Source organism: Epilithonimonas pallida, assembly GCF_900182975.1.
Taxonomy (GTDB): domain Bacteria; phylum Bacteroidota; class Bacteroidia; order Flavobacteriales; family Weeksellaceae; genus Epilithonimonas; species Epilithonimonas pallida.
Genome location: NZ_FXUO01000001.1, coordinates 406,749 through 418,979 on the forward strand (window position 1 = coordinate 406,749; position 12,231 = coordinate 418,979).

The 12,231-nt window shown below is 34.9% G+C and carries 14 protein-coding genes and 1 pseudogene; 10 read left to right on the top strand and 5 right to left on the bottom strand.

Annotated elements, in window-relative coordinates; genetic code table 11:
• Nucleotides 1-27 precede the first annotated feature (27 nt).
• The 3 genes from QOL71_RS01670 to QOL71_RS01680 all read left to right on the top strand — a co-directional run bounded on the left by QOL71_RS01670 (nt 28) and on the right by QOL71_RS01680 (nt 4,461).
• Nucleotides 28-1,212: an MFS transporter gene (locus tag QOL71_RS01670; protein WP_283415281.1), complete on the top strand. Its 1,185-nt coding sequence runs from the start codon at nt 28-30 to the stop codon at nt 1,210-1,212.
• Nucleotides 1,213-1,781: 569 nt separating this feature from the next.
• Nucleotides 1,782-3,374 carry a peptide chain release factor 3 gene (locus QOL71_RS01675; RefSeq protein WP_283415282.1) on the top strand — a complete coding sequence of 531 codons (1,593 nt, stop codon included), beginning with the start codon at nt 1,782-1,784 and terminating at the stop codon, nt 3,372-3,374.
• Between the two features lie 187 nt (nt 3,375-3,561).
• Nucleotides 3,562-4,461: a DUF4349 domain-containing protein gene (locus QOL71_RS01680; protein WP_283415283.1), complete on the top strand. Its 900-nt coding sequence runs from the start codon at nt 3,562-3,564 to the stop codon at nt 4,459-4,461.
• A 75-nt stretch (nt 4,462-4,536) separates the two neighbouring features.
• Here the strand turns inward: QOL71_RS01680 and QOL71_RS01685 are convergent, their stop codons facing one another.
• Nucleotides 4,537-5,100 carry a tetratricopeptide repeat protein gene (locus QOL71_RS01685; RefSeq protein ID WP_283415284.1) on the bottom strand — a complete coding sequence of 188 codons (564 nt, stop codon included), beginning with the start codon at nt 5,098-5,100 and terminating at the stop codon, nt 4,537-4,539.
• A gap of 221 nt (nt 5,101-5,321) precedes the next feature.
• Here QOL71_RS01685 and QOL71_RS01690 point away from each other — a divergent pair, with 221 nt between their 5' ends.
• The 7 genes and pseudogenes from QOL71_RS01690 to QOL71_RS01720 all read left to right on the top strand — a co-directional run bounded on the left by QOL71_RS01690 (nt 5,322) and on the right by QOL71_RS01720 (nt 9,999).
• Nucleotides 5,322-6,002: a MarR family winged helix-turn-helix transcriptional regulator gene (locus QOL71_RS01690; protein ID WP_283415285.1), complete on the top strand. Its 681-nt coding sequence runs from the start codon at nt 5,322-5,324 to the stop codon at nt 6,000-6,002.
• Complete coding sequence (locus QOL71_RS01695) at nt 5,999-7,471, top strand: phytoene desaturase family protein (RefSeq protein WP_283415286.1); 1,473 nt, start codon at nt 5,999-6,001, stop codon at nt 7,469-7,471. Before QOL71_RS01690 ends, QOL71_RS01695 begins: the two co-directional genes overlap by 4 nt.
• Nucleotide 7,472: 1 nt before the next feature.
• Nucleotides 7,473-8,306, top strand: coding sequence for a phytoene/squalene synthase family protein (locus QOL71_RS01700; protein WP_283415287.1), 834 nt, complete (start codon nt 7,473-7,475; stop codon nt 8,304-8,306).
• A 72-nt stretch (nt 8,307-8,378) separates the two neighbouring features.
• A complete protein-coding gene (locus QOL71_RS01705) occupies nt 8,379-8,852 on the top strand; it encodes an SRPBCC family protein (protein WP_283415288.1) in 474 nt (157 codons plus the stop codon).
• A gap of 32 nt (nt 8,853-8,884) precedes the next feature.
• Entirely contained in the window at nt 8,885-9,307 is a 423-nt protein-coding gene (locus QOL71_RS01710) for a sterol desaturase family protein (protein WP_346772087.1), read from the top strand.
• Nucleotides 9,308-9,309: 2 nt separating this feature from the next.
• A pseudogene (locus QOL71_RS01715) lies at nt 9,310-9,582 on the top strand (lycopene cyclase domain-containing protein); the annotation flags it as partial.
• Between the two features lie 27 nt (nt 9,583-9,609).
• Entirely contained in the window at nt 9,610-9,999 is a 390-nt protein-coding gene (locus QOL71_RS01720) for a lycopene cyclase domain-containing protein (protein ID WP_283415526.1), read from the top strand.
• A gap of 60 nt (nt 10,000-10,059) precedes the next feature.
• Here the strand turns inward: QOL71_RS01720 and QOL71_RS01725 are convergent, their stop codons facing one another.
• The 4 genes from QOL71_RS01725 to QOL71_RS01740 are packed head-to-tail and all read right to left on the bottom strand — an operon-like array spanning nt 10,060 to nt 12,228.
• Nucleotides 10,060-10,425 carry a response regulator gene (locus QOL71_RS01725; protein WP_283415290.1) on the bottom strand — a complete coding sequence of 122 codons (366 nt, stop codon included), beginning with the start codon at nt 10,423-10,425 and terminating at the stop codon, nt 10,060-10,062.
• A gap of 22 nt (nt 10,426-10,447) precedes the next feature.
• Entirely contained in the window at nt 10,448-11,026 is a 579-nt protein-coding gene (locus QOL71_RS01730; RefSeq protein WP_283415291.1) for a chemotaxis protein CheB, read from the bottom strand.
• Nucleotides 11,027-11,031: 5 nt separating this feature from the next.
• Entirely contained in the window at nt 11,032-11,862 is an 831-nt protein-coding gene (locus QOL71_RS01735) for a CheR family methyltransferase (protein WP_283415292.1), read from the bottom strand.
• Nucleotides 11,863-12,228 (bottom strand): response regulator, encoded by a 366-nt coding sequence (locus QOL71_RS01740; protein ID WP_283415293.1) that lies wholly within the window; start codon nt 12,226-12,228, stop codon nt 11,863-11,865.
• Nucleotides 12,229-12,231: the final 3 nt, after the last annotated feature.

The window sequence follows — 12,231 nt, forward strand, 5'->3', positions numbered from 1 at the left end:
TAACTTTGCATCTTTGATTTTAATGTTATGGATGCAACGATCGGACAAAGCAAGAATTTCTCATATTCCGTTATTTCCTATGTATTTTTCACTTTTATAGGCTATTTTATCATTGGATTATCATTATCCGTTTTACCGATTTTTATCAACAAAGGTCTTGGTTTCAGTATGTTGGTTGCAGGGATTGTGATTAGTTTACAATATGTGATGACCTTTCTGATGAGAGCTTACTCAGGAAAAATCATTGACAGCAAAGGCCCAAAGCCTGCCGTTTTGGCAAGTATGATCAGCTTTTCCTTTACAGGTTTGGTATTGGTAATGGCGTATTATTTCAGATTATCACCTATTGTCAGCCTATTATTTCTGATTATTACCCGATTTTTTACGGGCTGTGCAGAAGGAATGATTGGGGCAAGTCCGATTAACTGGGCAATTATGACTTTAGGTGAAAAACATACACCAAAGATTATTTCTTATAATGGTGTGGCGTGTTACGGCGCTTTGGCAATTGGCGCATCCTTGGGTGTTACGATTGTAAAACATTTCAATTTTTACGGTTTAGGAATCCTAATTATAGTGTTAGGATTAATCGGATTTTTCATAGCAAAATCGAAAGAAAACCGGACGGGAAAACATTCTGAAGAAGAACAAAAATCTTTCTGGAATGTTCTGGGAAAAGTAGCGCCTTTTGGGCTTTGCCTGGCTTTTGGCGGACTAGGATTTGCAACCATTTCGACTTTTATTACACTTTATTACGATTATTACCATTGGCAAAATGGTGCGATGTGTTTGTCGGTTTTTGGGGTTTTGTTTGTTACCGGCAGATTGGTTTTCAGTAATGCGATTAACCGATTTGGCGGAATCAACGTTGCGATTGTAAGTCTGGCTGTGGAAGCCTTAGGTTTAACCATTATTACATTGTCTTATCATCCGAATTTTGCATTGATTGGTGCCGGAATTACGGGTTTGGGGTTTTCATTGATATTCCCGGCTTTGGGCGTAATGGCAATGAAAACCGTTCCTTCGTCCAATCAGGGTTCAGCTTTGGCAGGTTACGGTTTGTTCATTGATATTTCTCTGGGAGTTACAGGTCCATTGATTGGCGGTGTCGCTGATGTATTTGGATTGCCTTATATTTTTCCTTTCAGTATCGGGATTGTATTAATTGGTTTAGCTTTGGCTTATTATCTGAAAATGAATCAATCTAAATAATTTTATAAGGAATTTTTTATTGAATGTCTTCGAGAGCCTCGGACTGACAACCATCTGATTCCTGCAGTCTGTTTAGAACAAAACACATTTGGTTTTTTGATTCGCACAATCTGTTTAAAATAAAACACAGTTGAGTTTTGGTTTCTGCAATCTGTTTAGACTAAATTCTATTTATTCATCACTGTTGATTTGAAAACAAAATCCCTAGCCCCGATTGACTCTGAGTATTTTATTTATAATTTGAATCGTCGAAACTTCGTTTTGCAGCGGCATCCTTTTTTGTCTTAATTTGAAATTTGTTTTCGATGACAAAACTTCTGAAACAAAAAACATACAGCACTTCGACAGGCTCAGTATAAACTACAAGCGGGATTAAGCTCCTTAATAATACATAAAAACTCTTCTCGCAGATTTAGCAAATTGAACTGATTTATTTTAATGGTTTTTCAATCTGCTAAATCTGAATAATCTGTGAGACTCTTAAATTAATATTCAAAGATTTTCTTTGAGTAAAACTCGATTTTCAAAATCCGATAAAAATCACGATTTTTGCAGTCTCAAATTTTATTATGTCTTTAGAACAAGAAATCAGCAAACGAAAAACTTTCGGAATCATCTCCCACCCCGATGCGGGAAAAACCACGTTGACGGAAAAACTCCTGCTTTTTGGAGGAGCAATTCAGGAAGCCGGTGCTGTAAAATCCAATAAAATCAAGAAAGGTGCAACATCCGACTTTATGGAAATCGAGCGTCAGAGAGGGATTTCGGTGGCGACATCGGTATTGGCTTTTGAATACAGAGACCACAAAATCAATATTCTGGATACGCCCGGACACAAGGATTTTGCGGAAGATACGTACCGAACATTGACTGCGGTTGACTCTGTAATTGTGGTAATTGACGTTGCAAAAGGAGTTGAGGAACAGACGGAAAAACTGGTTCAGGTTTGCAGAATGAGAAACATTCCGATGATTGTTTTCATTAACAAGCTTGACCGTGAAGGTAAAGATGCTTTTGATTTGCTGGATGAAGTAGAACAGAAATTAGGATTGACGGTTTGTCCACTTTCTCTGCCGATCGGTATGGGAAGCGACTTCCAGGGGATTTATAATATTTGGGAAAATAATATTCAGTTGTTCTTGGAAGAGAAGAAACAGAAAGTTGGAGAATCTCTGAAAATTGATGATATCAACGATTCTCAGATTGATGAACTGGTTGGTGTAAAAGCGGCGACAACGCTGCGTGAAGAATTGGATCTGATCCAGTCTGTTTATCCTGGGTTTAATCGTGAGGATTATATGAATGGTGATTTGCAGCCGGTTTTCTTTGGTTCTGCGCTTAATAATTTCGGAGTTCGTGAGCTATTGAATGCTTTCATTGATATTGCACCAATGCCACAGCCGAAAGAAAGTGAAACGAGATTGGTAAAGCCGGAAGAACAGAATTTTACAGGGTTTGTGTTCAAAATCCACGCGAATATGGACCCGAAACACAGAGACCGTCTGGCGTTTGTGAAAATCGTGTCGGGAACGTTTAAAAGAAATGAAAATTATCTGTTGGTGAGAGAAGGAAAAAAAATGAAGTTCTCTTCTCCTAACGCATTCTTTGCAGACAAAAAAGAAGTGGTGGACGAGAGTTTTCCTGGCGATATTGTCGGTCTTCACGATACGGGAAGTTTCCGGATTGGTGATACGCTGACAGCCGGTGAAAAACTGAATTTCAAAGGTATTCCGAGTTTCTCTCCGGAACATTTCCGTTATATCAATAACAATGATCCGTTGAAAGCTAAGCAACTAGCAAAAGGTGTTGACCAGTTGATGGATGAAGGTGTTGCGCAGCTCTTTACGCTGGAAATGAACAACAGAAAAATCATCGGAACAGTTGGTGCGCTTCAGTATGAGGTTATCCAATACCGTCTGGAACACGAATATGGCGCAAAATGTTCTTACGAACCTATCAGCATCCACAAAGCGTGTTGGGTGGAAGCGGATGAAAAGTCTGAAGAATTCAAAGAATTTGCGAGATTGAAGCAGCGTTTCTTAGCAAGAGACAAATATGACCAATTGGTTTTTTTAGCTGACTCGTCTTTTACAATCCATATGACGCAGGAAAAGTTTCCGAATGTAAAACTGCATTTTATCAGTGAGTTTAAGCATTTTTAATTAATAAAACTCAATTAACATAATTACAAAGCATCCAATATTCGGATGCTTTTTGTTTTGTAAATCACTTGTAAAATAAATTTAAATGTTTGGTTTTCATTTAGTTATAATATTACAAAAAGTTTCGGATTCATTTACAAATCATTCTTTTCGTTTCGGGATAGCTTTACATCATAAAATTATCCCAATGAAAAAATTAATATTGACCGCCGTTATTTTGAGCACACTCACGATGTGTAAAAAAGCAGATTTACAAGAAGCTAATAATACAATTGCCAACGTAGATTCTTTAATTGATAAAGCTTCTGAAACTGTAAATAATCTTGATACAAATTCCGTTTTGGATTCGGTAAATCTGAAAGCTAAAGATCTGATTAAAAATAAAGAAGAAATCGAGAAAGTTTTTGATAAGAGCAAAGAGAAAATAGATTCTATTGCGGACAATGTCGAGAAATTCAAAAAAGATATCGAAGACAAAAAAGTAGCTACAACAATTGATTCAATCAAAAATCAAATTAAAAAAGAAATTCCGAAACCGAAAACCATTACCAAAGTTATTTATAAAGAGCCTGTGAAAAAAGAACCTGTTGCTAATGCAATGGTGAAAAATGGTTCTGTTGAGCTGAATGTGGATGACATTTCTATAGCAAAACAATCGGTAAGAGATATCATCAGAAAATATGATGGTGTTATCAATACGGAAAATTTAGTCAGTAATGATGAGCTTCAGACTTTATATTTAACTACAAAAGTTCCTTATGACAAGTTTGATTATCTTGTAGAAGATCTTTCGGTGTTGGGAAAACTTCATAACAAAAACCTGGAAGTTAAAGGCGATTCTTATAATGCGAACAAGCTTTGTAATCTTGATATTACTTTATATGATAATTACCTGAAACCAAATGAATCGCAACAAACCAAAAGCTTTGGTGCAAAATCTGCAGATGCGATTTCTTCCGGCTGGAAAGTGATTGGAGATATTTTGTTGTTTCTTCTGCCCTTTTGGCCGGTGTTTTTAATCGGAGGAATTGCTTATTATTTTTACAAAAAGAAATCAAAAGATAAAGATCCTGAAAAAAATGTATAGATTCTAGTGAAAATATATAAAACGCAAAAGACGCTTAAATTATAAGCGTCTTTTTATTTATTGAAAAATTTGATTCTAGTTCATCAAGCTTTTGCTTAGATTAAGCGCATCCTGATTGGTGCTGTCATATTGTAAAGATTTAGCAATATATTGTTTGGCTTTTTCTTTATCAGTATCCTTATCCAAGAATGCTATGAAAAAATATGCGTAAGCCAGATTCTGTTTATTCGCTTCAACTTCTTCAGGCTTTACCTTGCTAATGTATTGCTCATAAGCGGCTTTAGCAGCTTCATTGTTTTTCGCAGATTGGTTGGCATATCCAATACTATAATAAGCTGGCGCCCAATCCGGAATTACTGTTGTAATTTTATTCCACGTTGCGATGGCTGATGTCCAGTCATTGGCATTTTGATAAGCCGTTGCCAAACCTACTAGAGCTTGCGTATCGTCTGGCTTTGCAGCAATTTTTTGTTTTAATGCTTCAATTTCTGGGTTAGTTGTTCCGGCTGTTTGCGTTTGGGTTGTCTGATTATTATTGATTGTATCATTGGTTGTTGGATTAGTCTGCGCAGTTAAATAGTTTGCTGCAATTAACGATAATCCAAACATTAAGCTTTTAATTTTTAATTCCGTTTTCATAACCTTTTTATTTTAAATTTTTATAATTATCACAACTACAGTTCCACAAATTATAAAAGTTTTAAAACTTTAGAATTTTTAATAGTTTTTTAAGAATATAGAATTATCATTTAAGAAATTTTAAAACAATTGTTTGATTTTGATATTTGGTCTCATTATTGATGTATATTATTATACTAAATTTATATAAATAAGTATATTTGTATACTAAAATTGATTTAATGAATTTCAAAACTATAAAAGAGACAATAAAACTTTTGGAGGAGTTTGATTCTGAAAACACAAAAAAAATTTATTCTGATGACCTCACTGGATTCAAAAGCTGGATCTATGATAAGGAAGTTCTAAGAAGAAAATCAGTTAATGATGAACCGGATTGGGAAGGAAAAGAAAACGGAAGATCACCTGAAAGTGTTATTAGCACTTTACTGGTTCATATGAACCGTTATGCCAAAACATATTCTAAGTCAGCAATTGCAGGATCTGGTTTTAATACTCAGGAAGAATTTATCTACCTGATTAATCTGAAAGCTTTTGGATCCATGACCAAAATGGAACTGATAAAAAAAAATATTCACGACAAGTCTGCCGGTATTCTTATTATCAACAGGCTGATCAAGCAAGGTTGGGTAGAACAAACTGATTCTAAAACAGATAAGAGAACAAAAGTCCTAAACATAACAAAATCCGGACTGGAAGCCTTAGAAAAACAAATGGATAAAATCCGGACAGCTTCCAGTATTGTTACCGGTAATTTGAATTACACCGAAAAAATGGAATTGATTAAAATTCTTGATAAACTAGATCAGTTTCATAATTCTATATTCAGTAGAAATATACACCACCAACAACTACTGGAAACAGTTTTAAAAGATTATCCTTTGGGAAATAACCTGATATGAAAAAGAAAGTAGCAATTATAGGTTCTGGTTTTTCCGGATTGTCTGCTGCGGCTTATTGTGCCAAAACAGGCAATGAGGTGCACATTTTTGAAAAAAACAGCAGTTTGGGAGGACGCGCAAGAAATTTCCAAACACATCATGGCTATAGCTTTGATATGGGCCCAAGTTGGTATTGGATGCCGGATATTATTGAAGATTTTTTCAAAGACTTTGGAAAAACTACAGAAGATTTTTATAATCTAATACCGCTAAATCCACAATTTGAAATGGTTTTTTCTGACGGCACCATGGAAATTCCCCAGGATTATGAAGAAATGAGAAATCTTTTTGACCATACAGAGAAAGGTGCAGGAAAAAAGCTGGATGATTTTATGAAAGATGCCCAATATAAATATGAAGTAGGTATGAAGGATTTTGTCAGCAAACCTTGTCATTCCTGGTTTGAGTTTGTCTCTCCTACTATTGCAAAAAGTGCATTAAAACTGGATTTGTTAACGAATTTTCATCAATTTGTCAGAAAATATTTTTCCAATCCAAAACTGATTACTTTAATGGAGTTTCCTGTGATATTTCTTGGGGCAGCTCCGAAAGATATTCCAGCCCTATACAGTCTGATGAATTATGGTGGCTACAAATTGGGAACCTGGTATCCAATGGGCGGCTTTATTAAAGTTATAGAAGCTATGGCAAAAATTGCTGCTGAACAAGGTGCTAATATTCATCTTAATTCAAATGTTGAAAAGATTATAACAGAGAATAAGAAAGCTGTGGGAATCATTGTTGATGGCAAAAAACTAGAGTTTGATTCTGTTATTGCTTCATCGGATTATCACCATACAGAGCAAAAATTGTTATCAGAAGATCAAAGAAATTATGATGAAAAGTATTGGAAAAAGAAAACCTTCGCTCCTTCGTGTTTGATTTTTTATTTGGGATTTAATAGAAAAATTCCTAATCTGAAACATCATACTTTATTCTTTGAAAATGATCTTGATCTCCACACCAAGGAAATCTATAATGACAAAAAATGGCCTTCCAAGCCTTTATTCTATGTCTGCTGTCCTTCCAAAACAGATAAAAGTACAGCACCGGAGAATTGTGAAAATGTTTTCTTACTGATGCCTATTGCAACCGGGATTAATGATTCTGAAGAAATGCGCGAAAAGTATTTTTCCGAAATGATAAAAAGGATTGAAAAACATACAAAAACGTCCAATCTCGTTTCAAAAATCGATTACAAAAGAAGCTATTGCATCAATGATTTTGTTAATGATTATAATGCTTTTGAAGGTAATGCCTATGGCTTGGCGAATACATTATCTCAGACAGCTGTATTGAAGCCGTCTCTGAGAAACAGAAAAATAAAAAATCTATTCTATACAGGGCAGTTAACAGTTCCCGGCCCGGGTGTCCCACCATCTATAATATCTGGAAAAATTGCAGCAACAGAAGCTAATAAAACAATTTGATATGAAAAAATTATTTGATGAACTTTCTTATAAAGTAAGTAAAACGACAACGAAACAATACAGCACAAGCTTCTCACTAGGGATTTTAGCTTTATCACCAAAAATAAGGAATCCAATCTATGCAATTTATGGCTACGTCCGTTTGGCAGACGAAATTGTAGATAGTTTCCACGGGTTTGATAAGCAAAAACTGCTTTCCCGTTTCCGTCAGGAAACAACCTTGGCTCTGGAGGAAAAAATCTCTCTCAATCCTATTCTGCAATCATTTCAGGAAACTGTTCACAAATATCAGATCGATTTTCAGTTGATTGATCAATTTCTCAGGAGTATGGAAATGGATCTTCATAAAATTGATTATGATTCTGATCTTTATAAAGAATATATTCTCGGCTCTGCCGAAGTTGTTGGCCTGATGTGCCTGCAGATTTTTGTGGAAGGCGACAAGGAAGCTTTCGAGAGACTAAAACCTTTTGCAATGACATTGGGTTCTGCTTTCCAGAAAGTTAATTTCTTAAGAGATATGAAAGATGATTACTTTGTTTTAGGCAGAACTTATTTTCCGAATGTTGATATCAGTGATTTTGATAATGAGGTGAAATCCAACATTGAAAAAGAAATTGAATCCGAATTTCGGGAAGCTTTGGAAGGGATAAAAAAATTACCCCGTTCTTCCCGGTTTGGAGTTTATCTGGCTTACAGATATTATGTTTCGTTATTCAATAAGATTAAAAAAACGTCAGCTAATAATATTATTAATCAAAGAATCAGAATTTCTAACAGTAGAAAAATTTCTATAATGATGGGATGTTATGTGGAATATAAATTATCAATTTAGCAATGGAATTAAAATTGCTTATTCCAAACATTAAGTGGATTAATAACAAATGAAAGAAAATTTTAACAACAAATGACTTACCAGATTATCCGAGAACAACAGTTAAATTGCAGTATTGACAAAGCTTGGGAGTTTTTTTCCTCAGCAAACAATTTATCCGTAATTACTCCAGAGGACATGAAGTTCACGGTTCTTACACAACTTGACAATGACGACATTTTTGAAGGAATGATTATTGACTACTCTATAACTCCGATATTCAACATTCAGATGCATTGGCAGACAGAAATTATTCACATCGATTATAAGAAAAGCTTTGTCGACTTTCAGGTGAAAGGTCCTTACAAATTATGGCACCATTACCATGAGTTCATAGAAAATGAAAAAGGTGTTCTTGTAAGAGATATTGTTGATTATGAACTGCCTTTAGGATTCGTCGGAAAAATTGCGCATCGGCTTTTTGTAAAAAAGAAACTAGAATATATCTTTGATTACAGGAAAGATGTTTTAGAAGTATTGTTCAATCAAAAAAGAGAGGTTTCGTGAATTTTCTCATAATATTAATTACTTTTTTCCTGATGGAAGGCTTTACCTGGCTTATTCACAAATATGTTATGCATGGATTTCTTTGGTCACTGCACAAAGATCATCATGATCATAGTAATGATCCGCCTTTGGAAAAAAATGATTATTTCTTTGTAATTTTTGCAATTCCGGCAATTGCACTTATGTATTATGGAACTGTAAATAATTTCAATGCCTATTTTTATATTGGTTTAGGGGTTACGTTTTATGGTATGGCTTATTTTTTTGTTCATGATATTTTTATTCATCAACGTATAAAAGTTTTAAAAAATACAAAAAATCCTTATCTCTTAGCCATCAGAAGGGCTCATAAACAGCATCACAAACATGTTAGTAAAGAAATGGGAGAATGTTTCGGGTTTCTCTGGGTACCGGTTAAATATTTCAAAATGTATTTTAACAAACAAAAAATGTAAGGATGCAAATAACATATTTACTTATTGACTTTTTTACGATAGTTATCTGCTTTATATTTTCATTTCATCCCAAAATTAAATTTTACAGGCACTTTGGTGCTTTTTTCTTATCATCACTTTTGGTTGGAAGCGTATTTGTCATTTGGGACGCATGGTTCACCAAATTAGGCGTCTGGTGGTTTAATGATCGGTACTTATTAGGATTAAGATTCATAGGATTGCCTTTAGAGGAACTACTTTTCTTCATTTGCATTCCTTTCTCATGTATTTTCACTTATTATTGTCTGACAAAATTTTTTTCCATGGATTGGAAACCCAAATCCGAAAAGATATTTGTTATAATATCAATAACCCTTGCATTACTAATGACAATCTATTTTCATAATAAAATCTATACAGTTGTTACATTCTTTTCTCTTGGGTTGAGTTTATTTGTCTTATACTTTTTACTCGGATCCCGATGGATAGGAACAGCTGCGGTTATCTATCTTATTCTTCTGCCCGGATTTGTATTGGTTAATGGGATTTTGACAGGCACAGGATTAGAAAATCCAATTGTAAATTACAATCCTCAAAACTTTATTGGTATACGGCTGATCACAATACCTATAGAAGATTTTTTCTACGGATTTGAGTTGATACTTTGGAATCTGTATTTCTTCAAAAGATTTAAAAGGAATGATTTGGAATAATCCTATTGAATAAAATAATTAAAATAAAAAAACCTAAGATATTCTTAGGTTTTTATGCAATTAGTCATTAAGATATTTTGCCACTTTCTGTTCAAGATCTTCCAGATTAAAAGGTTTTGCGACATAATCATTGGCTTGTGCACTTTCCGCCAAAGCTTCGATGTCGTTATTGGCCGTAACATAGATCACAGGAATATCCTTAAACTCTTCCCTGCTTTTCAGTAATCTGGTGGCTTCTATCCCACCGATATTAGGGATCCAGTTGTCCATCAGAATAATATCGGGGTGAAACTCCGAAACTTTTTCTAAAATGTTGTGTGAGGTTTGTGAGATATCGACTTCGTAACCACCATCTTCAAAGATGATCGAAATCAGTTCCAAAAGTGTGGTGTCATCATCAAATATTAGTATTCTTTTCTTGCCCATAAGTAAAATTTAAGTCTATAGTCTAATTTTTATTAAGTTGATTTATAAATTCGGGTAAATTTTGAGGTGTTATAAGGAGATCATATTTTACTTTGTCCGCAGCTTGTCTCGGCATGTAATCTACCTCTGCAGTTTCGGGGTTTTGGATCCATACTCTTCCTCCATTTTTCTTAACATAAGTGAGGCCGTCAACACCATCAGAATTAGCGCCTGATAATAATACAGCCAAAAGCCGGTCTCCGTAAACATCCGACGCAGAGCCGAAGCTTATGTCTATCGACGGACGCGAAAAATGGAGCTTTTCTGATCTATCCAACGAAATGTTTTTTTTATCATCAAATAACAGGTGATAATCTGCCGGAGCAATATAAATCCTATTGTTCATTATCTCGGTTTTGTCTTCAGCTTCTATAACATCAAGAATGGAAAACTGCTGTAACAGTGTAGGCAAAATACTGGTTGATTGGGCTTTACGATGCACAACCAAAACAATAGAAAAATCAAATTCCCCGTCAAGCCTTTTTACAAGGTCCAAAATAACCTGTAAACTGCCTGCGGATCCTCCGATCATTACTAATTCAATATTTTCGCTGTATTTCACTTTTATTAATTATGATCTACTTTTTTCCATATTTTTTGGTCCTCAATCTGATGATAAAATTTCCCCAGATTAGAAAACTGTAGTGTTTCCTTGGAGCCTAAAGCCAGATAGCCCAAATTCTCAAGACTGTTATCGAAAAGATTAAACACCCTTTCCTGGAGCATCTTATCAAAATAGATCAGAACGTTTCTACAAACAATCAGTTGAAAACTGTTGAATGAGCTGTCTGACACCAAATTGTGCGTTGATAAAATCATTTTCTCTTTCAGGCTTTTGTCAAATCTGGCACTGTCGTAATTAGCTGTATAATAATCTGAGAAATCCCTTTTTCCTCCGGACAAAATATAATTCTCTGAGTAAACTTTCATCTGCTGCAACGGGAAAACTCCGGAACTTGCCGTTTCCAAAACGGAGGGATTGATATCTGTTGCATAGATCAGGCATTTGTGGTAAAGTCCCGCTTCTTTTAACAAAATAGCAACGGAATAAGCTTCTTCACCTGTTGAACATCCGGCAACCCAAATTCTTATCAAAGGATAGGTTCCGAGTTGAGGAAGAATTTTTTCCCTTAATACTTTAAAAAAATAAGGATCGCGAAACATCTCTGTCACATTGACAGTAATCTCTTCTATGAAGCGTTTGAGGTATTCCGGATCATTGATCAGGGTATATCTGAGTTCTGCAAAGCTTGTGAATTTATCAATCACACAGATGCGGTTCACCCTGCGTTTGAAAGATGCCCTGCTGTACATAGAAAAATCGTATCCGTACAACTCGTACACATCTTTTATCAAGTATTCTATTTCTTCATCTCTTAAAATTCCTGGCTCAAACATTTAGGATAAATTTTCAATAACATTCAGTAATTGATCAACATCGATTGGTTTCGTCACATAATCATCAGCACCAGCTTCCAGGCATTTTTCACGATCTTCCGGCATTGCCTGTGCTGTAACTGCAATAATAGCTGTATCTTTTATAGCTTCTGTGCGGCGTATGATTTTCATGGCTTCATAACCATCCATGTCCGGCATCATCATATCCATTAATACGGCATTTATATTGTCTTGATTTTTTAAAATATTAATTGCTTCCTGTCCAGATGTTGATGTTTCTATCTGATAGCCTCTAGCCTTTAGTGTCAGCTTAAGCGCAAAAATATTACGCGGATCGTCGTCAACGATTAAAATTTTCTTTTTCATCAG